Source organism: Terrabacter sp. 2YAF2 (genome assembly GCF_052114705.1).
In the GTDB taxonomy this organism is placed as follows: Bacteria; Actinomycetota; Actinomycetes; order Actinomycetales; family Dermatophilaceae; genus Terrabacter.
On sequence record NZ_JBFRFG010000001.1, the window covers coordinates 496,402 to 516,169 of the forward strand.

Genomic DNA, 19,768 nt, shown 5'->3' on the forward strand with positions numbered 1-19,768 from the left:
AGCCCTGTTGGGCCACGAGCCATCTGGGCAGTCTGGGGTGCTGAGGCCGGGGCGCCCGGCACGAGGGAGGAACCATGAAGCTCGACGAGCTGCTCAGCAAGGCGAATGACACGATCACGGTCCGACGCGTCTACGGCGAGCCGTACGAGAAGGACGGCCTGACGGTCATCCCGGCCGCCGTCGTCACCGGGGGCGGGGGTGGTGGCTCCGGCCACGACGAGAAGGGCGAGTCGGGTGAGGGCGCGGGCTTCGGCATGGCCGGGCGGCCGGCCGGCGCGTTCGTCATCAAGGACGGACAGGTCACCTGGCGGCCTGCCGTCGACCCGAACCGGCTCATCGCCGTCGTCGGGCTCGTCGTCGCCGCCTACCTGGTGAGCCGTCCCCGGTTCTTCCGGGCCAAGGCACGGGCCGTCCGCGAGATCAGTCGCGCCCGGCGCCACCACTGAGGTCGGCGAGATCCGTCAGAGGCGGCCGCGGACCGGGGTGCGCTCGACGGGGTCGCCCCCGTCGGGCATGACCATCTCGGCCCGGACGCCGAGCAGACGCACCTCACGCCCCGGGTCGAGCGTCTGCGCCAGGGCGACGGCGGCCTCGATGACGTCATCGCGTTCGGTCGTCGGAGCCGGGAGCTTGCGGGCCTTGGTCGAGGTGTGGAACGGGGCGTAGCGCACCTTGAGCGTGACACGGAAGACCGGACGCCCCTCCTTGACGGTGTCGTCGAAGGCCTGGGAGGCGAGCTCGCGAACGGCGTCCCGCACCTCCTCCGCCGTCGTGAGGTTGCGTTGGTAGGTGGTCTCCCGGCTGTGCGCCCGCGCGATCCAGGGCGAGTCGTCGACGACGGCCGACCCGATGCCGCGACCCAGCTGGGAGTACCAGAGGCCCATACGCGGCCCGAACTCGCCGACGAGGACGGACTCGTCGGCGTCGGCGAGCTCGCGCACCGTCGTGACCCCGTGTGCGGCCAGTCGCTTGGACACCTTGGACCCGACGCCCCACAGGTCGATCGTCGGCCGGTCGCCCATGACGTCGAACCAGTTCTCCCGGGTCAGGCGAAAGGTGCCGCGCGGCTTGCCGAAGCCCGTCGCGATCTTGGCGCGCACCTTGTTGTCACCGATGCCGACGGAGCAGTGCAGCTCGGTCGCCTCGAGCACCGCCGCCCGGACTCGCTCGGCGAACGCCTCCGGGTCGTCAGCGTCGACCCCGAGGAAGGCCTCGTCCCAGCCCAGCACCTCCACGACGACCCCGAGCCCGCGCAGCGTGTCCATGACCCGCTCGGACGCCTCGGTGTAGGCCGGGGCGTCAACCGGGAGGATCACCGCGTCGGGCGCCTTGCGCGCGGCGAGGCGCAGCGGCATACCGGATCCGACGCCGAACTGACGGGCCTCGTAGCTCGCCGTGGACACGACGGCGCGCTCGGTCGGATCACCACGACCGCCGACGATGACCGGCAGGCCCGCGAGCTCGGGGTGACGCAGCACCTCGACGGCGGCGATGAACTGGTCGAGGTCGACGTGCAGCACCCAGGTGGTGCGACCTGCACTCATCCCGTCATTGTGCCCGGCGGGTGCGACGACGGCGCGCGGTCAGCCCTGTGCGGACCGGTCGCGTCGGGCACGCCGGGCCGCTCGCTCGCCGACCGGCTCACCTCCGCGGAAGGTGTAGGCGGCCGGGCCCTCGGAGGCCACCTCGCGGTCGGGGACCTCGGCGGCGTCCTCAGCATCGGCCTCGGCGACGTCGATCTCGGGAGCGGGTCCGGCGGCGGCATCCTGTGCCCGAGCCGCCAGCATGACGCCGTGGAAGAGCATGGCGGCGGCGAGCGCTGTCAGGGCGAAGGCCGAGATCATGAGGGGCATCTCCGTGTGCGAGCCGCCGATGGCGGAACGGAGCACATGCAGGCCACCGGCGATCGCCCCCACGATCGCGGCTCCGACGAACCAGATGATCGTGACCGGTGTCATAGGTGTACCCACGGAGTCACTGTCGCACAGGTCCGCACGGACCGAGCGCAGCCAGGGCACGACGCAACACGACCGGCGCCGCGCCTGTCCTGCCGGGACAGGTCGTCACCGGATGCGCTGGCCTCGCGGGCTTCGCGGGCTTGGACGCCTTCTCGGGCTTGGACGCCTTCTCGGGCTTGGACGCCTTCTCCGGCTTCGACGCCTTCGTCGGCTTCGCGGCCTTGACCGGCTTGACCGGCTTGGCCGGCTCCGACGTCCCCTGGTCGTTCGCCCGGCCGGAGCTCGGGGTCAGCGCATCGGGCGAGAGGGTCGGGACTCCACCACCCACCATCGAGCGCGCGACCGGCGCCGACGTGTCGACCTCGGCGCCGAACGCCGATGGCGTTGGCGGCACTACCGGAGCCACCGGCATCCTCGAAGACGAGGCGACCGGTGACGGCAGCACGGCGGCTTGCGTCGAACGGGCGTCGGGGACCCAGCTCGAGCTGACCGGGACCAGCGCCGTCGCGACCTCGTCCTGGCGGGCGGGGCGGTCTCGCGGCATCACCGAGGCCGCCATCAGGGCCACGACGGCGACGCCAAGGAAGAGGCCGGCGCCGCGTTGGCCGCCGACCAGGGAGAGCGAGATGTGACCGCTCACGAGGGCGGCGCTGGCTGCCAGGAGGGTGGAGACGCCGATGACGACGAGGGCGCCCGTGACGCCGCCGACGAGGAAGCTGACGACGAGCAGGACGGCGAGCGCTGCGAAGCCCCGGACCATCCCCGCGGGTGCTCGATGCGGAGCCCGGTGAGAGGCTCGAGCCTCTACGAGCAGGTCGACCACCACCGGCTGGCCCGACGTGTGGTCGACCAGGAGGCTCGGGCGGCTCGGGCGGCTCGGCAGCGTGAAGGAGGCGTCCTCGATGGCCGCAAATCGGTCTATTTCGGACAGCACACGGTCAGTGTGGGGCATCTCGGGCTGGGCTCGCACCTCGAGCTCGCCGTCAGGGGCGCGTCCGGGCCGCGGCGCTGACCCGGCCGCCGCCCACATCTGCCAGCCGCGTGGGGGCACGGGCCAGGACGGGTCGGGCAGCCAGCGCTCGGGATCCCCGTTCATGGGCGTCATGCTCGTCGTCACCGGACTCACACCTCCTGCGCTGGCACAAGGCACCGTGTCGCACCTGGTGCCCCTACGCGAGCACAGTAGGGCGGAACGTCAGGCTTTGTCCTGTAAATGGTAAAGAGAAGGCAAAATTCAGCGTAAATCGCTGTGCAGCGGCTCGAGAGGTGCCACCGGGTGCAGGTCGCCCGCGAGCCAGGCTCGGGTCTGGTCGGCGAAGTGCGGGTCGCGCGCGTCGCCGCTCGCCCCGAACGGCACGACCCAGCGGCTCGCGTCCCGGTCGCCGAGGTCCCAGACGTAACGCGCCACGGGACCGCCGTAGCAGTGGTCGGTCACCCCGGGCGCACTCGCGGCGGCGAGCACGCACCCCTTGTCCCCGCCCACGGGGTCGCGAGGCACGGCAGGCGCGCCGCCGGACCTGGTGAGCGCGTGGACGGGGTCGAGCCAGTGGCGCTCACCCCACGACGTCAGCGAACCCGCTTGAGCGGCAGCACGTTCGAGCGCCACGCGTACGCCCTTGCTGACCTCGATGCCGTGGTCCGGGCCGAGTCGGGCCATCGAGTGCCAGCCGGCACCGATCTGGGTCACGACGTCGGTCCACGCGGCGAAGAGGCTCGAGTGACCGCTCGGCTCGTGCAGCACCGCGAGGAGCGGATGCTCGGAGAACCAGTGCACGAGCGCCGTGCGCCAGGCGGCGAAGAGCGCCGCCCCCGTGCTGCCGGCGTCGCTGCGCCCGTCCCAGGCGAGCAGCTCCGACCGCACCGCTGCGGCGTCCCCGGTGACGTCCGCCGACCCGACGAGCTCGCGCATGAGGTCGGCCTGGCCGTTGAGGGTGTCGACGTGGATGGCCCCGCAGTGGTCCGCCGTCAGCCGCTCCCCTCTCTCGGCGGGCGACTCGAGGAGCGACCGGATGCGGTCGGCCCGGAACGACGTCGCGTACTCGATGCCGAGGCCCCCGCCGCTGCGCCGGTCGTTCGCGCTCACCATGACGTCGGGCACGTCGCGAGCGGGTCCGGTCCGGTAGCCGCGCCACTCGTGCCTCGGGTCCCAGGCCGCCACGGGAAGGACGGCGCCGATCTCGTCACGCTCGGGCACGCGACCGACGACGAGGTGCCGCATGCGGCCCGAGACGTCGGCGACGAGGGCGCTGTTGACCGGCTCGACCCACCGCGCCAGCGCCGCCTCGACGTCGGCGACCGTGCGCGATCGAAGAAGCGGCAGGAAGGCGCTGAAGCCGAGGTCCTCCTCGACGTGCGTCGGGGTGCGCAGGCTGTAGGCGGCCGGGACCGCGCCCGACGGCGACGCCTGTACGTCGCCGACAGCCCGCTCCATCTCCGCCTCGAGCCCGGTGACGACCGGCCCGCGGGACGTCACGCCGACGGGCACGGTCACGTCGGCCCCGCCCCGCAGGCGCAACGTCTCGGTGGTGGCGCGCACCGGCTCCCAACCGCCCGTTCCCCTGGCCTCGAAGACCGGCGAGCCGTCCGCTCCGGTCCCCACGTGGCGGAGGGACTCGAGCGTCAGGTCCTGGTAGTCGGCCATGGCGTTCGTGATGCCCCACGCGACGGTGCCGGTGTGCGCGAAGTGCTGCACGCCGGGCACGCCGGGGAACGTGAAGCCGACGACGTCGAACTCGGGGCACGCGAGCCCGACCTGCTGGTAGCAGCCGGGCAGCTCGATGGTGCGGTGCGGGTCGCCGGCGATGAGCGGCAGCCCGCTCGCGGTCCGGTCCCCACCGATGACCCAGGCGTTGCTGCCCGACGCCTCGGCGCGCTCGACGCCCTCGGCGTTGAGCAGCGCCAGGGCGTCCGTGCCGAGACGCTCGGCGACGTGCGCGTTGAACAGCTTCGACGGGAATGTCCCGAAGACCAGGTGGATGCCCCAGAAGATGCCGAGCGGCGTCCACGGCTCCCAGGGGCGCGGCGCCGCGGCATACGACCCGAGGTCGAGCAGCGCGACCTCCGGTGTCCCGGTGAGCCCCTCCGCGAGCGCGTCGTTGACACCGTCGACGTATGCCGTCAGCCACGTCCGCGTCTCCGCGTCCAGCCGCTCGAAGCAGCGCCGCACCGTCGGCTCGAGCAGCACCTGCCGGGCGAAGCGGTCCCACGCGAGCCCGTCGGCCCCGACGTACTCGGCCGTGCGACCCTCCATGCGCCACCGGTGGTGCTCGATCTGCCAGGCGCGGTCGAGAGCGGTGACCCGGCCCTGGAGCCAGGCCAGCTCCAGCAGGTCGTCGGCGCGCAGGTGTGGGACGCCGACGGCGTCGCGCCGCACCTCGGTGGTCACGTCGCGTCCTCCTCCGACCTGCTCGATCCCGCGGGGGCCTCAGCGTAGCGACGAGGTCTGACCAGCAGCTCGTGGAGCGCCTGCCCTCGGCCGCTCGACCACTAGGTTTGGAGCATGGCAGCGCGGGAGCGGAACGTGCTCGGCGGCGAGCTCGAGGCGTGCGGCACGGACCCCGTGACGGGCTTCTACCGCGACGGCTACTGCACGACCGGACCCGAGGACCGGGGCAGTCACACCATCTGCGTCGTCGTGACGACCGAGTTCCTCGACCACCAGCGCAGCGTCGGCAACGACCTCGTGACGCCTCGTCCGGAGTGGCGTTTCCCCGGCCTGACGCCCGGCGACCGGTGGTGCGTCGTCGCCAGCCGATGGCTCGAGGCGCACCAGGACGGCGCTGCTGCGCCGGTGTTCCTCGCGGCCACGCACGCGCGCGCCCTCGAGGTCGTGCCGCTCCAGCTCCTGCAGTCGTATGCCGCCGACGTCCCCGACGACCCGAGCTCGCTGCTGTGAGACGCCTCGAGGCCGACTGCGCGCAGTGCTTCGGCCTGTGCTGCGTCGCCCTGCCCTTCACGCGGTCCGCCGACTTCCCGGTCGACAAGGCGGAGCCCGCGCGGGCAGCCCCGACGAGGTGCTCGCCGTCGACCTGAGGACCCGGGTGGGAGGCCTGCTCCGGAGCGCGCGCGCCGCGGTGGGGACGGTTCGCGCATAGCGGCACGCGACAGCCGCGCACCGACGACAATCGAGGCACTGTCCACGTCGAGCACCGGAGCCGACCGTGTCTCGAGCCAGGGTTGCCGCAGCGCTCGCGCTGTCGTGCGCCCTCACCCTGGGGGCGTGCTCGTCCGGCACGCCCGTCATCGAGCTGAGCCAGGTCGCCGGAGCGTCCGGCACGCCGGTGCCGACGGAGACGGTGACGGTCACCGAGATCGACAGGCAGACCGTCACCGCGATGACGACGGTCGTGGCCACGGCGACCGTCGTGGCGACGCCCACGGTCACCGTCACCGCACCGGCGGCGCCGACCCTGACGACCAGCACCGTCTTCAACCGGCCCGTCGCGCTCGCCGACTGCACGAGCCTCGTCATGGACGTGCGGCTGCTCGACCGGATGTCCTTGTCGGGCAATGCTGCAGCCCTCCAGCTCGACCTCATGGCCCAGCACCTGGCCCGGCTCGGGGCCAACGGTCCGCCACCGGGCCTCGACGCCCCCAGCTACTACGGCCGGCTCGCCTCCCTGGGGCTCTTCGCCCGGGCCGCCTCGGACGAGGCCAGGGCGAGCTCGCCCGTGGCGGCGAGCCGTTATGCCGTCATCCGCCAGGAGACCGGGGTCCTGCTGGCGCTCGTGAACGGAGCCCTGTCGACGACCTTCACGCTGCCGGCGCCCCCACCGCGACCGACGCCGACCACCACTCGCTGACGCGGCTCAGCGGGACGGCGGCTCGGCGTGGATCCGGCGACTCAAGCGAGTGTGCGACGGCGGCGCCGGCACCCGTGACCAGACGGCGCGCTGCAGCGCCAGGGTGACCCACCCGGCGAGGGCCATCCCGACGACGTTGATGACGAGCTGGAGACCGCTGCCGCGCACCTCCGCCCACGCGCCGAAGGCGAGGCCGAGCGCGACGTTGCCTGCGGCGGGGATGGTCGTGACCGAGATGAAGACGCCGCTGAGTCCTCCGAGCTTGGCCGACGTCAGGGAGAGCACCCCGGCCGCAGCAGCGAGCACGGCGACGATGAACGACCACTTGTCCGGCGCGTAGATGAAGTGGGTGCTGGGACGGTTGCCCGTGATGTCGTCGAGGGTCACCCAGCCGAGGGCGCGTCCGACGAGCCCGGCCAGGCACGTGACGACGATGGCGACGAGGAAGCCGACGACGAGAGCCCGCGCCGCGACGGCGAGCAGGAGCGGTCGCCGCCGGACGAGCGCGACCCCGAGCGCGGCGATGGCGCCGAACTCAGGACCGAGCACCATGGCGCCGATGACGAGGATCTGCGAGTCGAGGACGATCGCGATGCCGGCGATGAGGGTGGCGAGCGACATGAACGACAGGAACGTCCAGTTCAGCTCGCTGTCGTCGTAGGACCGCTGCGCGACCTGCGCCCACACGACGGCGTCGGCGCTGCTGCCCGGCGTCGCCTCGTCCGCCTCGAAGCCGGCCCGCGAGACCCACGTCGTGACCGGCTCGATCTGCAGGGTCCCGTCCCGGTGCACGCCGAGGTCGTGGAGCCGGTCGACGAGGACGTCGGCGCCCTCCCGGGCTACGTCGGCCTGAACCACGTCGCCGACCGGGCGCACCGCCGCTCCGCGCAGGACCGCCAGCGTGCTCACGGCCGAGGAGTCAGAGAGCACCTGCATGACCTGCTCGGTGAGCTCGTTCGGGATGGTGACGGTCAGTCTCAGCATGTCGGACAGTCTGCCGCCCGGTTGACAGGTGTCGCCTGCCGCCACGACAGTGACATCTGATCATCCGAACAGATGAAGGGGGTTGCCGTGAGCACCGTCGCCGGACTCGACGGGTGCGCCGCCCCCTGCGTGCACCCCGAGAAGGTCGCCCTCGCGGCCGACAACGCCCCGGGCGTCGAGGAGCTCGCCCGCGTCACCAGCGTCTTCAAGCTGCTCGGCGACCCGACCCGCGCCCGACTGCTCTATGCCCTCCTCGAGGCCGGTGAGCTCTGCGTCTGCGACCTCTCCGCCGCGACCGGTACCGCCGAGACGACCGTCTCCCAGGCCCTCCGGCTGCTCCGCGCCTCGGGTGTCGTCACCGGACGGCGCCAGGGCCGCAACATCTACTACCGCCTCTCCGACGCCCATGTCAGGCTGCTCCTCGACGTCACCCGCGAGCACGCGCTCCACGACGGGGGTCGGCGTCGATGAGCCACGGGCACTCCCACGGGCGCTCTCCCGGACACGCAGGCGCACGACACCGCTGGCGCCTCGCCGTCGCCGCCGGCCTCGTGGCGGCCTTCTTCGTCGTCGAGCTGGTGGCCGGCCTGACGTCGGGTTCGCTCGCCCTCCTGTCCGACGCGGGACACATGGCAGCCGACGTCGTGACCCTGGGGGCGGCCCTCGTCGCGACGCGGATCGCAACTCGCGCCGACACGACCGGACGCCGCACCTTCGGCTCCTACCGGGCCGAGGTCTTCGCCTCCGGGCTCGCGGTGCTGCTCATGCTCGGCGTCTCCGTCTACATCGCCGTCGAGGCCGTCAGGCGCATCGGGTCGAGCCCCGAGATCGCCTCGGGCACCATGCTCGTCGTCGGCGGGATCGGTCTGGTCATCAACGTCGTCGCCCTGTTCCTGCTGCGCGGCGGCGCCGCCGAGAGCCTCAACGTCAAGGGCGCCTACCTCGAGGTCGTGGCCGACACCGTCGGTTCGGTCGGCGTCATCGCGGCCGCCCTGCTCGTCGCCGCGACCGGGAGCGCCTGGTGGGACACCGTCGTCGCCCTCGCGATCGCCGTCTTCGTCGCGGTGCGCGCAGTCGCACTCGGGCGCGAGGTCGTGGCCGTCCTCGGCCAGCACGCACCCACCGGCATCGAGCCGACCGACCTGCTGACCGCGCTCGGTGAGGTGCCGGGAGTCACCGAGGTCCACGACCTGCACGTGTGGACCCTGACGTCGGGCATGGACGTCGCGACCGCGCACCTCGTGACCTTGCGCCCCGACACCGGACCGGAGGTGCTGGAGGCCGCCAGCCGGATGCTGCGCGAGCGCTTCCACGTCGCCCACGCAACCCTCCAGGTCGAGACGACCGACCGGTCCACCTGTCAGGGTGCCGACTGGTAGGACTGCCGCCGCGACCCTGGAGCCTTGACGCCAGGACCCGCGACCGACAGTGTGACCCAGCGTGACCTCTCAGGCCGAGTCCTCCCCCGCGCTGCGGGCTCGGCTCGCCGCCGGCGCCGCCTTCTTCGTCCAGGGCCTGCTCTTCATCTCCCTGACGACCCGCCTGCCCCAGGTCCAGCTGAAGTGGTCGCTCGACGAGCTCGCGGTCAGCGGGCTGCTCCTCATGGTCGTCCTGCTCGCCGGCGTGGGCTCGGTCCTTGCCGAGGTCGTCGCGGCACGCTCGTCGAGCGCCGTGGTCGTACGCGTGGGGCTCGTCGTCGCGACGCTGGGCTTCGCGGTGCTGCTCGTGGCGCCGGCCTTCGGCGTCTTCGTCGCCGGGCTGGCGGCCTACGGGCTGGCGCTCGGGCTCGTCGACGCCTCCTCGAACATGCAGGCGGTCACGGTCGAGCACCTCTACCGTCGCCCGATCCTGCCGTCGTTCCACGCGTTCTGGACCGCCGGTGGCATCCTCGGCACCCTCGTCACGCTCGCGACGTCGGGTGTCGAGCTGGGCCCGGCCCTGCTGCCGCTGCTCGCCTTTCCCGTCGCGGCCCTCGCCGCGCCCTTCGTCCGCCGTGACCGGCTCGCCGCGACCGACGCCACGGTCGACGTGCCGTGGCGGCGCATCGCCCTCCTCGGGGTCGCCATGGTCCTCTTCTACATGGTCGACACCGCGGCGACGACGTGGGGGCCGGTCTACCTCGACGGCACCCTGCACGCCCCGTCCGCCCTCACCGCCCTGGCCACGCTCCCCTACCTCGTCTCGACGCTCCTGGCCCGTGCCGTCGGCGACCGGCTCGTCGACCGGCACGGCGCCGTGTGGCTGCTCCGGATCAGCGGGGTCGTCGCCGCGCTGTCGCTGGCGGTCATCGTCTTCGCCCCGACGTGGGGCGTGGCCGTCGTCGGCTTCACCATCCTCGGTGGCGCCGTCGCGACGATCGCGCCGCTCAGCTTCTCGGCGGCGGGCGCCATCGCGGGAGGCGAGGACGCGGGCTCGTCGGGCGAGCGCATCGACAAGACCGACCAGGTGGTCGCCCGGTTCAACCAGTTCAACTACGTCGGTGCACTGCTCGGCGCAGTCCTGACCGGCGCCGTCGGGTCGGACAACCTGCGCCTCGGCTTTGCCGTACCGATGGTGCTGATCCTCGGGATCATCCCGCTCGCGACGCAGTTCGCGATCATCCGGCGGCGGGGCGTCCCGGCCGGCTCGAGCTGAACACCCCTCGCAGCGCGGTGAGCGCCGGCCCGACTCCGTCCCGGGGTATGCCGCCCACACCGAAGGCGAGCCCGTGGCGGGGCGGCTGCTCGAGGTGCCGGACTGACAGCGGCTCGACGTGGACTCCTGCGGTCAGGGCCGCCACGGCGATCGTCACGTCGTCGAGAGCCGGGTCCCGGAACAGGGTGCACAGGTGCAGGCCCGCGGCCGAGGGAACGACCTCGAGCCAGTCGGCCAGACCGTCGGGAGCCGTGAGACCGTCCAGGAGCGCCTCGCGCCGGGCCCGGTAGACCCTCGTCGCACGCTTGACGTGGGCAGCATGGTGCCCCTCGGCGAGGAAGGCGGCGAGAGCGCCCTGGGTCACCGCGTCACCGTCCCAGACGGTGACGCGCTTCGCCTCGCGCAGGGCGGCCGTCAGCGTGGTCGGCGCGATGGCGTAGCCGACCCGCAGGGCCGGGAGCAGCGACTTGGAGAAGGACCCGACGTAGACGACCCGGCCGTCACGGTCGAGGCTCTGCAACGGCTCGAGCGGCCGGTCGGCGAAGCGGAACTCGCTGTCGTAGTCGTCCTCGACGATGACGGCGCCGTGACGGACCGCCCACTCCAGCAGCGCGATCCGCCGTGCCAGCGACATGGCCACGCCGGTCGGGTGCTGGTGCGAGGGCGTGACGTAGACGAGGCGGGCGGTGTCGGGCAGGGCGTCGACCACGATCCCCTCGCCGTCGACCGGCACACCGCGGACGACCGCGCGGTGGGTCGCGAAGAGCCGCGCCACAGCCGTGTAGCCGGGGTCCTCGACGGCGACGACGTCACCCGGCTCGACGAGCACCCGCGCCACGAGGTCGAGAGCCTGCTGCGCGCCGGCAGTGGCCACCACGTCGCCACCTGAGGCGACGACGGAGCGGGACCGGCCGGCATACCTCGCGATCTCCGCCTCCAGACGGCTCCCCGCCGCACCGGGACCGGGCGCGTCGTAGGTGCCCGCCGACAGGCGGCCCCGGCGCAGGGTGGCGCTGACGAGGCGGCGCCACGTCGCGAGCGGGAAGAGCGAGGCGTCCGGGACCCCCACCGAGAAGTCGAAGGCGACGCCGGACGGGCCGGGTGGCGGCGCCACCGGGTTCGCCCACAGCGCCGTCGGCGTGACAGCTCCCGGGCGGGCGCGGCGGGCCGCGGGCGTGGGCGGGACGCAGCCGCTCGCGACGAAGGTGCCGGCGCCGCGGCGGCTCTCCAGCAGCTCCTCGGCGAGGAGGCGGTCGTACGCCGCCGTCACCGTGCCGCGCGAGACGCCGAGGCTCGCCGCGAGGTCCCGGGAGGCCGGGACCCGGTCGCCCCCGGCCAGACGGCCGTCGAGGACGGCCGCCCGCACCTGCGCGTAGATCTGGGCGGAGAGGTCGCCCGAACCACTGAGACTGAAGTGGAGGTCCACCACCACAGTCTGGATTGGCCCAAACAACCTGGCAAGAAGTGGCGCTTCAGATCGGTCCACTCGGACCGGATGCTGGAGGCATGGCCACAACCGCAGGTCTCACCCGCACCAGCCCTGCCGTGATCGGGGGTTCGCTCACCGTCGCGCAGGGAGCCGCCCTGTCGGTGGGCGCCGTGCTCGGCACCGGGGTCATCACCCTGCCCGCGCTCGCGGCGGCGGTCGCGGGACCCGCGTCCCTGCTGGCCTGGGCGGCGCTCGTGCTGCTGTCGGTGCCGCTCGCGAGCACGTTCGCCGCGCTCGGGGCGCGCCACCCGGACGGTGGCGGCGTCTCGACGTACGTGCGACGCGCCTTCGGTGAGCGGGCGGCCGGCGCGGTGGGGTGGTGCTTCTTCTTCGCGATCCCGGTCGGTGCGCCGCCTGCGTCGATGATGGCCGGTGGCTACGTCGCGGACGTCGTCGGTGGCGGCCGCACCACCACGGTCGTCGTCGCCGCGGGGCTGATCCTCGGGACGGGGGCGATGAACCTGGCCGGCCTGCGGTTCTCGGGTCGCGTGCAGCTCGCGCTCGCCAGCGTGCTCGCGCTGCTCATGACGGCGACGGTCGCGGTCGCACTGCCGCACGGCAGCACGGCGTCGCTGACCCCCTTCGCCCCGAACGGGTGGGCCGCCACCGGCACCGCCGCCGCCGTCCTCGTCTGGGGATTCGCCGGCTGGGAGGCGGTGGCCTCGCTCGCGGGGGACTACCGCGACCCGCGCCGGGACGTGCCGCGTGCCACGGGCATCGCCGTGGTCGTCGTCGGCGTGCTCTACCTCGGCCTCGCCACGACCAGCGTGCTCGTGCTCGGGCCGGCGACGGGCCGGAGCCAGGCGCCGCTCTCGGACCTCATGGCCATCTCGCTGGGCGAGCAGGCCCGCGTCGTGACGGCCGTCGTGGCCGTGCTGCTCACGATCGGCGCGATGAACGCGTACTTCGCCGGCGGGTCGAGGCTGGGAGCGGCGCTGGCCCGCGACGGGGCCCTGCCGCGGCTGCTGGCTCGCGGTGGCGACGCCGGTGAGGTGCCGCGCCGCAGCATCGCTCTCGTGACGGTCACCTCGGCGCTCTCGCTCGTCGTCGCGGTCGTGCGGGGCCTCGGGCTCACGCCGCTCATGCTGCTCGCGACCGGCTGCTTCACCCTCGTCTACGTGCTCGGCACGGCATCGGCCCTGCGCCTTCTCCCGCGCGGCACCGTGGCCTGGTGGACGGCCCTGGTCGCCTTCGTGTCGGTCACCGCGCTGCTGGTCGTCAACGGGGTGCACGCCCTGTGGGCCCTCGGGCTGGCCGTCCTCTCGCTCGGCTATCGGTCCGGTGTCCGAGGATGGGAAAGGCGTCCCAGCGCAGGCCCCTAGACTTCGCCGCCGTGACGACGACACAACGCGCGGAGCGCACACCACTGACGCGGTGGTTCCTGGACGCCGAGGAGACCGACCCGGGCGGGTACTACGAGCCAGAGAGCGAGGCCAGGGCCCAGCAGCACGTCCAGCCCTGGTGGCGCGTCATGTGCCTGACCGGTGTCGACTACTTCTCCACGCTCGGCTACCAGCCCGGCATCGCGGCGCTGGCCGCCGGCGCCCTGTCGCCCGTCGCGACGCTCGTGCTCGTGCTCATCACGCTCTTCGGCGCGCTGCCGATGTACCGCCGGGTCGCGGCGGAGAGCCCGCACGGCGACGGCAGCCTCTCGATGCTCGAGCGACTGCTGGCCTACTGGCCGAGCAAGATCCTCGTCCTCTGCCTCCTCGGGTTCGTCGCGACCGGCTTCGTCATCACCATCACGCTCTCGGCAGCGGATGCGAGCGCCCACCTCGTCGAGAACCCGTACCTCAAGTCGACGCTGACGGGCCGCCAGGTCGGCGTGACCCTGACGCTGCTCGTGCTGCTCGCGGGCATCTTCCTCAAGGGCTTCAAGGAGGCCATCGGCATCGCCGTCGTCCTCGTCGTCGCCTACCTCGGGCTCAGCTCGGTCGTGCTCGTGCGCGGCATCCTCGAGATCGGCAACCACCCGACCGCGTTCCACGACTGGATCGCGGCCATGACGTCGGCCCACTCGGCGCCGTTCGGGATCATCGGGGCGTCGCTGCTCGTCTTCCCCGCGCTGGCCCTGGGCCTGTCCGGCTTCGAGACGGGTGTCGTCGTCATGCCGCTCGTCGAGGGCGACCCCACGGACACGGCCGAGAAACCGGCGGGCCGCATCCGCAACGCCCGCAAGCTGCTCACGACCGCCGCGCTCATCATGAGCGTCCTGCTCATCGGCTCCTCGCTCGTGACGACCCTGCTCATCCCGCCCGCAGAGTTCCAGCCGGGCGGTGGCGCCAACGGTCGCGCCCTGGCCTACCTCGCGCACCACCTCCTCGGCGAGGGCTTCGGCACGGTGTACGACGTCTCGACCATCGGCATCCTCTGGTTCGCCGGCGCGTCCGCCATGGCGGGCCTGCTCAACATCGTGCCGCGCTACCTGCCCCGGTACGGCATGGCCCCGGACTGGGCGCGGTCGACGCGACCGCTCGTGCTCGTGCTGTCGTTCATCGCCGCCGTCGTGACGCTGGCCTTCGGCGCGAACGTGGACGAGCAGGCGGGGGCGTATGCCACGGGCGTGCTCGCGCTCATGACCTCCGCCGCGATCGCCGTCTTCCTCACCGAGCTGCGGCGCGGTCACCGAGCAGCCGCCGGCTTCTTCGCCGTGGTCAGCGCGATCTTCGTCTACACGATCACGATCACCATCAAGCAGCGTCCCGAGGGCCTTGTCATCGCGCTCATCTTCATCGCGCTCATCGTCGTCATCAGCGTCTGGTCACGCATCGTGCGCTCGACCGAGCTACGGGTCCAGCGGGTGGTCTACGACGACAGCGCGAAGGCCATCCTCGACGACGCGGCGCTCGGACCGCAGCCGCTGCGCTTCATCGCCAACAAGATCAACGAGGGCGACCGGGACGAGTACCGTGCGAAGTCGCTCGAGGTCCGGATGCACAACCACCTCAACGCGCGTCAGGGCGCGATCTTCCTCGAGGTCGAGATCAGCGACGCCAGCGACTTCGCGACGACCGTCCACGTCGGCTCGGCCGTCGTCGGCGGCCACTACATCCTGCGGGCCACGGGTCCCTCGGTGCCGAACGTGCTCGCGGCTGTCCTGCTCGACGTGCGCGACCGCGTCAGCAAGCCGCCGCACATCTACTTCGAGTGGAGCGAGAAGGCGCCGGGGCAGAACGTGCTGCGCTTCCTGCTCGCCGGCGAGGGAGACATCCCCCCACTGACCCACGAGATCATCCGGCGGGCCGAGCCCGACGCGGACCGGCGTCCGCAGGTGCACGTCGGCGGCTGAGCGCGCTGACGGCAGCACGCGGCATACCTAGGCTCGGTTGGCCCAGCGCTCGGGCGTCGTCCGGTAGACCCGCGACTCCTCGTCGTACCACTTCTCCAGGACGCCGAGGTCGTCGAGACCGAGGCGACGACAGACGGCCTGGGACCGCTCGTTCGTCGTGTGGGTGATGGCATACACCTCCGGGAGGCCCGCGTCGAAGCCGTGCTGGATGACGGCGGTCGCGGCCTCGGTGGCGTAGCCGTGGCCCCACGAGTCAGGGTGCAGGTGCCAACCGACCTCCGCCTCGGCGTCGTCGGCGTTCGGGAGCGTCAGCAGGATGACGGAGCCGGCGACCACTCCGGTCTCGCGCACCTCCACGGCCCAGACGCCGAGCGGCGGGGTCGCGCTGCGCTCCGCGTAGCGGTCGATCCGGGCGTGCGCCTCGTCGAGGTCCTTCATGAGGACCGGCTCGCCGTCGCCGAGCCACTTGACGACCTCGATGCGGCTCTGGATGTCGAGCAGGCGGTCGGCCTCGTCGTGGCTCCAGGGGCGGATGGTGAGGCGGGCGGTCTCGAGGTGCATGGCGCCACGCTCGCACCCCGCCGGCCGCTGCGTCCACGCCATTCCCGCTCCCCGTCGCGCGCCCGCAGCGTAGCTGACGTCCTGGAGCTGGTGCCGGCGCGGACTGCCCCCTACCCCCTGTGCATTGGGTCGTCAGGTGACGCAGCCGAGTGGCCAAGCCGACTGGGTCAACGTGCGACCCAATGCACAGTCAATGGCAGGTGACCAGGGCGCGCGCCGGCATCGTCCACATCCCGTCGGCCGCAGGGCCCTGCATCCACAGGCGAGCTCGACGTCCTCGACAGCCGTCTGCACGGACTGCAGCGTGGACCCATGATCGTCCCGATGGGCCACGGACCCGACGCCTTCAGCAACGCCCTCAGACACGTGCGCCGGACCTACCTGCTGAGCCAGCGCGCCCTGGCTGCCCGTCTCGGCGTCCCGCACAGCCGCATCTTCCGCCTCGAGGGCGGCCACCACGGCATCACGCTGGAGTCCGCGATCTCGCTCTACCGAGCGCTGGGCTTCAGCATCGGCCTGGTCCACACCTTCGCGTGCCCCAGAGGGGTCAAGCCCGGCGTGCCGACGTGGTGGGGGGTGCGCCACGGCTGGGGAGCGTCCGACCGAGAGGATCTCTGGTGGTTCCGGGACTACCGGTCGCCTCCCGTGCTGGGCGCACGGCAGGATGGCCGCATGTCCGACAGCGATGACGTGAGCGCGACCAGCGAGCTCAGTGAGGTCAGTGAAGCCGCGGCGGCCTATGCCGCCGTACGGCCCGAGATCGAGGCCGCGACCGCGCTCTTCGTCGAGATGGTCACCGGCCTGCTCGACGACGCCGGCATCAACTACCTCAGCGTCAGCGGCCGCACCAAGTCCGTCGCGTCGTTCGCGTCCAAGGCGGAGCGACGCGACGAGAACGGGCTTCTCTACCCCGACCCGCTCGTCGACATCACCGACCAGATCGGCGTCCGCGTCATCACCTACGTCCACGACGACGTCGCAGCCGTCGCCGAGCTGCTGGCCGAGGAGCTCGCCGTCCTCGACGACCGTGACATGGGCCTCGAGACCGCGCGGGCCGGACGGTTCGGCTACGCGAGCCGCCACCAGCTGGTCTCCGTCGACGCGAGCCGCACCGTGCGCCCGGCCTACGAGCCACTGCGTCGGCGGAGCGCATCGGTGCAGATCCGCACGGTGCTGCAGCACGCGTGGGCCGAGTTCGAGCACGACATCCGCTACAAGGGCACCGTGCCCGAGGAGCACGCGCACGAGCTCGACCGCCGCTTCACCCTGGCCGCCGGTCTCATCGAGCTCGCCGACCGGGAGTTCTCCGCCATCCGCGACCGCCTGCAGATGGCCCTGCCCGCGGTTCCACCCCACCCCGACGAGCAGGACCAGCGGATCAGTGCGCAGGACCTCGCCAAGTTCCTCGCATCGAAGTACGCCGGTGCGGGATGGGCACGCACCGACCACTACACCTGGGTCTCTGGTCTGCTGCTCGAGCTCGGCATCACCTCGGTCGACGCCCTCGATGCGGTCATCGCGCCCGTCGACGGCGCCGACCTCATCGAGCGGATGGGCTACAAGTACCCGCCGGGCGCGGTCCGCCGCCTCGATGACGCCCTGCTGGCGACCTTCGGCACGCGCTACCTCGACCTCGAGGGCAACGCCCACCGCCGGGCCTCCCTCGAGGCACGTCTCGGGCGACTCGCCGCCGACTGACACCCGCGAGTCGAAAAACTTGCGCCGCGTGTCGATTCCTTCGGGTCGAGTTCGTCAGGATGATGTGGCGAGGGTCGCCACCTGCGCAGGTCTCACGGCTGCGCACCTGATCGAGAAGGAGCCGGCCATGGCCGACACGTACGTCTACCTGATCCACGAGGGCGACTGGGACTCCGACGCCTACCTCGGCGGCCAGCCCGAGGCGAGCCCGGAGGGCAGGGACCCCGGCGCCCCGGGTGCCACCGGCGCCGCCGCCGACATGGACGCCTCGTTCCCCGAGCACAAGGCCTTTCAGAAGGCCGTCGTCGACCTCGGCGCCCGCGTCGTCGGGGGCGCAGCCCTGCAGCACAGCCGCCACGGTGGCACCGTGACCCCGGGCGCCAAGGGTCGCCTCGTCGAGGACGCCGTCTACACCGACGGCCCGTTTCCCGACACGTCCGAGGTGATCACCGGCTTCTACCTCGTCGAGACCGACGACGAGGACACGGCACGTCGGGTCGCCGCGCTCGTGCCGACCGGTGGCCACATCGAGTGGCGCAAGGTCTTCCCGACGGGGATGTGAGTGCCGCTCGGGACGGGTGAGTTCGAGGAGGCCTGGCCACGCATCGTGCGTGCCCTCGCCTCCTTCACCGGGAGCCTCGACGACGCCGAGGAGTATGCCGCCGAGGCCGTCGCGCGCGCCGCCGCCCATGAGCGGGACGGCGGGCGTCCCATCGAGTCGTATGCCGCTTGGTGCACCTCGGTGGCCAAGCGGGCGTGGCTCGACGACGCCCGGCGACGCACCGTGGAGCGCCGGCTGGCCCCGGAACTGGCCACGGAGCTCACCCGTCCCGAGGCGGAGCACACCGCCATGGACGCCGACGACCTGGCCTTCCACGCAGGGGACGGCCTCGACGACCGCCTCGCCCTGCTCTTCGTCGCGTGCGACGAGGCCATCTCCCCCGCGTCCCGGATGGTCCTGGCGCTGCGCGTCGTGTGCGGCCTGACCATCCCGGAGATCGCCGGTCACCTGGGAGTCCAGGAGACGGCGGCGGCAGCGCGCCTCACCCGCGCCAAGCGCGCGCTCGGCGAGGCTCGAGGGGCTTTCCACGTGCCCGACGAGGTCGAGCGCGAGCGCCGCCTGCCGGTCGTGATCGCTTGTGTGGCAGGGATGTTCACGGTCGCACACCGGACGGTGCTCGACCCGGCCGACGCACTGGCCGACACCGGACGGCAGGCACTCTCGATCGCCGACGCACTCGTCGCGGCTCACCCGGCCGACACCGAGGTGCGCGGTCTGCGTGCCGTCATCCGCCTCGGCCTGGCGCGGCGCCCAGGCCGCGTCGACGAGTCGGGCACCGGCCTCGCGCTCGACGAGGTCGACCGCGCCCGCTGGGACGGTCCACTGCTGCGAGCCGGGCTGGAGGACGCCACGCTCGCGGCTGCCGGCGACGGCCGCTTCGCCATCGAGGCCGCGATCGCCGGGCTGCACTCGAGCGCACGGTCGTTCGAGCGCACCGACTGGCCGCGCATCGCCCAGCTCTACGGTGCGCTCGAGGACCGCTGGCCCTCCCCCTCGGTCCGGGTCGCCCGCCTCGTCGCCACGGCCCACGCGACGCTCCCCGAGGGAGGCGGTCTGGACGCCGTGGAGGCCGAGCTCGCATCACTCGAGAGGGGCGCCCCGGCATACGCCAGTCGTGACGCCAGCCTCGCCCTCGCCGACCTCGAGTGGCGCACGGGACGGCGGGAGGAGGCCGCGGCGCGCTACCGCGACCTCGCCGAGGTCATCGCGGTGGAGCCGTTGCGGCGCTTCTGCCTGCGCCGGTCCGTCACTCCCCCGTGACGCCGTCGAGGGCCTCGCGGAGGAAGTCCGCGTGGCCGTTGTGCCGGGCGTACTCCTCGATCATGTGCAGCAGGATCCAGCGCAGCGAGAACTGCTGGTTCTCCTTGCGAGACAGGCGTGCCGACCGGAACTCGAGTCCGCCCTCGGCGAGCGCCGCATCGATGTCGCGACGGGCCTGCTCGACCGAGGTGTCCATGAGCCGGCGCAGCCCCTCGGGGCTGTCGTCCCGCGCGGACGTCATCTCCCAGTCGCGGTCGGCGTCCCAGTCGGCACTCGCCCACGGCTCCGGCATGGGGCGGCCGTGCAGCACCTCGCCGAACCAGCTTGCCTCGTTGAGTGCCACGTGCTTGAGGAGCGCGCCCAGGGTGAGCGTCGAAGGCGCGAGCGGCTGGGCCAGCTGCTCGGCCGTCAGGCCCTCGGTCTTCCGACGGAGCGTGTCGCGGTGGTAGTCGAGGAAGGCGACGAGGGTCGTGGCCTCGTCGGCGGCGAGGGGCGGGTCGGTGCGCCCCGTCTGCGGGGGTGTCGTCATGG

General features: G+C 72.6%; 20 protein-coding genes. 12 read left to right on the plus strand and 8 right to left on the minus strand.

Going from position 1 to position 19,768, the window contains the following annotated elements; translation table 11 throughout:
- The first annotated feature begins 74 nt into the window (after window positions 1–74).
- Entirely contained in the window at window positions 75–446 is a 372-nt protein-coding gene (locus AB4030_RS02255; protein WP_442277545.1) for a hypothetical protein, read from the plus strand.
- 15 nt (window positions 447–461) lie between these two features.
- Here AB4030_RS02255 and AB4030_RS02260 read toward each other — a convergent pair whose 3' ends face one another.
- The 4 genes from AB4030_RS02260 to AB4030_RS02275 all read right to left on the minus strand — a co-directional run bounded on the left by AB4030_RS02260 (window position 462) and on the right by AB4030_RS02275 (window position 5,343).
- On the minus strand, window positions 462–1,544 hold the full coding sequence (locus AB4030_RS02260) for a DNA polymerase IV (RefSeq protein WP_442277546.1): 1,083 nt from the start codon (window positions 1,542–1,544) through the stop codon (window positions 462–464).
- 39 nt (window positions 1,545–1,583) lie between these two features.
- Window positions 1,584–1,958 carry a hypothetical protein gene (locus tag AB4030_RS02265; RefSeq protein WP_442277547.1) on the minus strand — a complete coding sequence of 125 codons (375 nt, stop codon included), beginning with the start codon at window positions 1,956–1,958 and terminating at the stop codon, window positions 1,584–1,586.
- 16 nt (window positions 1,959–1,974) lie between these two features.
- Window positions 1,975–3,054, minus strand: a complete 1,080-nt coding sequence (locus tag AB4030_RS02270) for a hypothetical protein (protein WP_442277548.1) — start codon at window positions 3,052–3,054, stop codon at window positions 1,975–1,977.
- Between the two features lie 138 nt (window positions 3,055–3,192).
- Window positions 3,193–5,343: a penicillin acylase family protein gene (locus AB4030_RS02275; protein WP_442277549.1), complete on the minus strand. Its 2,151-nt coding sequence runs from the start codon at window positions 5,341–5,343 to the stop codon at window positions 3,193–3,195.
- A 114-nt stretch (window positions 5,344–5,457) separates the two neighbouring features.
- On the opposite strand from AB4030_RS02275, the gene AB4030_RS02280 reads away from it, so the two are divergent.
- From AB4030_RS02280 to AB4030_RS02290, 3 genes are all read left to right on the plus strand, one after another.
- Entirely contained in the window at window positions 5,458–5,853 is a 396-nt protein-coding gene (locus tag AB4030_RS02280) for a DUF2237 family protein (protein ID WP_442277550.1), read from the plus strand.
- Window positions 5,850–5,990 (plus strand): hypothetical protein, encoded by a 141-nt coding sequence (locus AB4030_RS02285; protein WP_442277551.1) that lies wholly within the window; start codon window positions 5,850–5,852, stop codon window positions 5,988–5,990. Before AB4030_RS02280 ends, AB4030_RS02285 begins: the two co-directional genes overlap by 4 nt.
- A gap of 128 nt (window positions 5,991–6,118) precedes the next feature.
- A complete protein-coding gene (locus tag AB4030_RS02290) occupies window positions 6,119–6,760 on the plus strand; it encodes a hypothetical protein (RefSeq protein WP_442277552.1) in 642 nt (213 codons plus the stop codon).
- A gap of 6 nt (window positions 6,761–6,766) precedes the next feature.
- On the opposite strand, the gene AB4030_RS02295 is transcribed toward AB4030_RS02290, so the two are convergent.
- The gene (locus AB4030_RS02295) at window positions 6,767–7,744 is read right to left on the minus strand and encodes a DUF389 domain-containing protein (RefSeq protein ID WP_442277553.1); all 978 of its coding nucleotides are present in this window, start codon (window positions 7,742–7,744) and stop codon (window positions 6,767–6,769) included.
- Between the two features lie 87 nt (window positions 7,745–7,831).
- Here AB4030_RS02295 and AB4030_RS02300 point away from each other — a divergent pair, with 87 nt between their 5' ends.
- The 3 genes from AB4030_RS02300 (at window position 7,832) to AB4030_RS02310 (ending at window position 10,378) form a co-directional block, all read left to right on the plus strand.
- Window positions 7,832–8,215: an ArsR/SmtB family transcription factor gene (locus tag AB4030_RS02300; protein WP_442277554.1), complete on the plus strand. Its 384-nt coding sequence runs from the start codon at window positions 7,832–7,834 to the stop codon at window positions 8,213–8,215.
- Window positions 8,212–9,123, plus strand: a complete 912-nt coding sequence (locus AB4030_RS02305) for a cation diffusion facilitator family transporter (RefSeq protein ID WP_442277555.1) — start codon at window positions 8,212–8,214, stop codon at window positions 9,121–9,123. The genes AB4030_RS02300 and AB4030_RS02305 overlap by 4 nt, the downstream gene beginning before the upstream one ends.
- A 61-nt stretch (window positions 9,124–9,184) precedes the next feature.
- Complete coding sequence (locus AB4030_RS02310) at window positions 9,185–10,378, plus strand: MFS transporter (protein ID WP_442277556.1); 1,194 nt, start codon at window positions 9,185–9,187, stop codon at window positions 10,376–10,378.
- Here AB4030_RS02310 and pdxR read toward each other — a convergent pair.
- The gene (pdxR, locus tag AB4030_RS02315; protein WP_442277557.1) at window positions 10,341–11,804 is read right to left on the minus strand and encodes a MocR-like pyridoxine biosynthesis transcription factor PdxR; all 1,464 of its coding nucleotides are present in this window, start codon (window positions 11,802–11,804) and stop codon (window positions 10,341–10,343) included. The two genes, AB4030_RS02310 and pdxR, sit on opposite strands and share 38 nt — an antisense overlap.
- Before the next feature lie 80 nt (window positions 11,805–11,884).
- Between pdxR and AB4030_RS02320 the strand changes: the two genes are divergently transcribed.
- Window positions 11,885–13,189 carry an APC family permease gene (locus AB4030_RS02320; RefSeq protein WP_442277558.1) on the plus strand — a complete coding sequence of 435 codons (1,305 nt, stop codon included), beginning with the start codon at window positions 11,885–11,887 and terminating at the stop codon, window positions 13,187–13,189.
- Window positions 13,159–15,156: an amino acid transporter gene (locus AB4030_RS02325; RefSeq protein WP_442277559.1), complete on the plus strand. Its 1,998-nt coding sequence runs from the start codon at window positions 13,159–13,161 to the stop codon at window positions 15,154–15,156. The genes AB4030_RS02320 and AB4030_RS02325 overlap by 31 nt, the downstream gene beginning before the upstream one ends.
- A 27-nt stretch (window positions 15,157–15,183) precedes the next feature.
- Here the strand turns inward: AB4030_RS02325 and AB4030_RS02330 are convergent, their stop codons facing one another.
- Window positions 15,184–15,717 carry a GNAT family N-acetyltransferase gene (locus AB4030_RS02330; protein WP_442277560.1) on the minus strand — a complete coding sequence of 178 codons (534 nt, stop codon included), beginning with the start codon at window positions 15,715–15,717 and terminating at the stop codon, window positions 15,184–15,186.
- 312 nt (window positions 15,718–16,029) lie between these two features.
- Here AB4030_RS02330 and AB4030_RS02335 point away from each other — a divergent pair, with 312 nt between their 5' ends.
- The 3 genes from AB4030_RS02335 (at window position 16,030) to AB4030_RS02345 (ending at window position 19,237) form a co-directional block, all read left to right on the plus strand.
- Window positions 16,030–17,415, plus strand: a complete 1,386-nt coding sequence (locus AB4030_RS02335) for a helix-turn-helix domain-containing protein (protein WP_442277561.1) — start codon at window positions 16,030–16,032, stop codon at window positions 17,413–17,415.
- A gap of 127 nt (window positions 17,416–17,542) precedes the next feature.
- The gene (locus AB4030_RS02340) at window positions 17,543–17,977 is read left to right on the plus strand and encodes a YciI family protein (protein ID WP_442277562.1); all 435 of its coding nucleotides are present in this window, start codon (window positions 17,543–17,545) and stop codon (window positions 17,975–17,977) included.
- Window positions 17,978–19,237, plus strand: coding sequence for a DUF6596 domain-containing protein (locus AB4030_RS02345; RefSeq protein ID WP_442277563.1), 1,260 nt, complete (start codon window positions 17,978–17,980; stop codon window positions 19,235–19,237).
- Here the strand turns inward: AB4030_RS02345 and AB4030_RS02350 are convergent.
- Complete coding sequence (locus AB4030_RS02350; protein WP_442277564.1) at window positions 19,224–19,766, minus strand: DinB family protein; 543 nt, start codon at window positions 19,764–19,766, stop codon at window positions 19,224–19,226. The two genes, AB4030_RS02345 and AB4030_RS02350, sit on opposite strands and share 14 nt — an antisense overlap.
- Window positions 19,767–19,768 lie beyond the last annotated feature (2 nt).

Excerpts from the sequence above, each read along its gene's own strand:
- AB4030_RS02255 (WP_442277545.1), top strand. The coding sequence starts at position 75 with ATGAAGCTCGACGAGCTGCTCAGCAAGGCGAATGACACGATCACGGTC.
- AB4030_RS02260 (WP_442277546.1), bottom strand. The coding sequence starts at position 1,544 with ATGAGTGCAGGTCGCACCACCTGGGTGCTGCACGTCGACCTCGACCAG.
- AB4030_RS02265 (WP_442277547.1), bottom strand. The coding sequence starts at position 1,958 with ATGACACCGGTCACGATCATCTGGTTCGTCGGAGCCGCGATCGTGGGG.
- AB4030_RS02270 (WP_442277548.1), bottom strand. The coding sequence starts at position 3,054 with ATGAACGGGGATCCCGAGCGCTGGCTGCCCGACCCGTCCTGGCCCGTG.
- AB4030_RS02280 (WP_442277550.1), top strand. The coding sequence starts at position 5,458 with ATGGCAGCGCGGGAGCGGAACGTGCTCGGCGGCGAGCTCGAGGCGTGC.
- AB4030_RS02295 (WP_442277553.1), bottom strand. The coding sequence starts at position 7,744 with ATGCTGAGACTGACCGTCACCATCCCGAACGAGCTCACCGAGCAGGTC.
- AB4030_RS02305 (WP_442277555.1), top strand. The coding sequence starts at position 8,212 with ATGAGCCACGGGCACTCCCACGGGCGCTCTCCCGGACACGCAGGCGCA.
- AB4030_RS02320 (WP_442277558.1), top strand. The coding sequence starts at position 11,885 with ATGGCCACAACCGCAGGTCTCACCCGCACCAGCCCTGCCGTGATCGGG.
- AB4030_RS02325 (WP_442277559.1), top strand. The coding sequence starts at position 13,159 with ATGGGAAAGGCGTCCCAGCGCAGGCCCCTAGACTTCGCCGCCGTGACG.
- AB4030_RS02330 (WP_442277560.1), bottom strand. The coding sequence starts at position 15,717 with ATGCACCTCGAGACCGCCCGCCTCACCATCCGCCCCTGGAGCCACGAC.
- AB4030_RS02335 (WP_442277561.1), top strand. The coding sequence starts at position 16,030 with ATGATCGTCCCGATGGGCCACGGACCCGACGCCTTCAGCAACGCCCTC.
- AB4030_RS02340 (WP_442277562.1), top strand. The coding sequence starts at position 17,543 with ATGGCCGACACGTACGTCTACCTGATCCACGAGGGCGACTGGGACTCC.
- AB4030_RS02350 (WP_442277564.1), bottom strand. The coding sequence starts at position 19,766 with ATGACGACACCCCCGCAGACGGGGCGCACCGACCCGCCCCTCGCCGCC.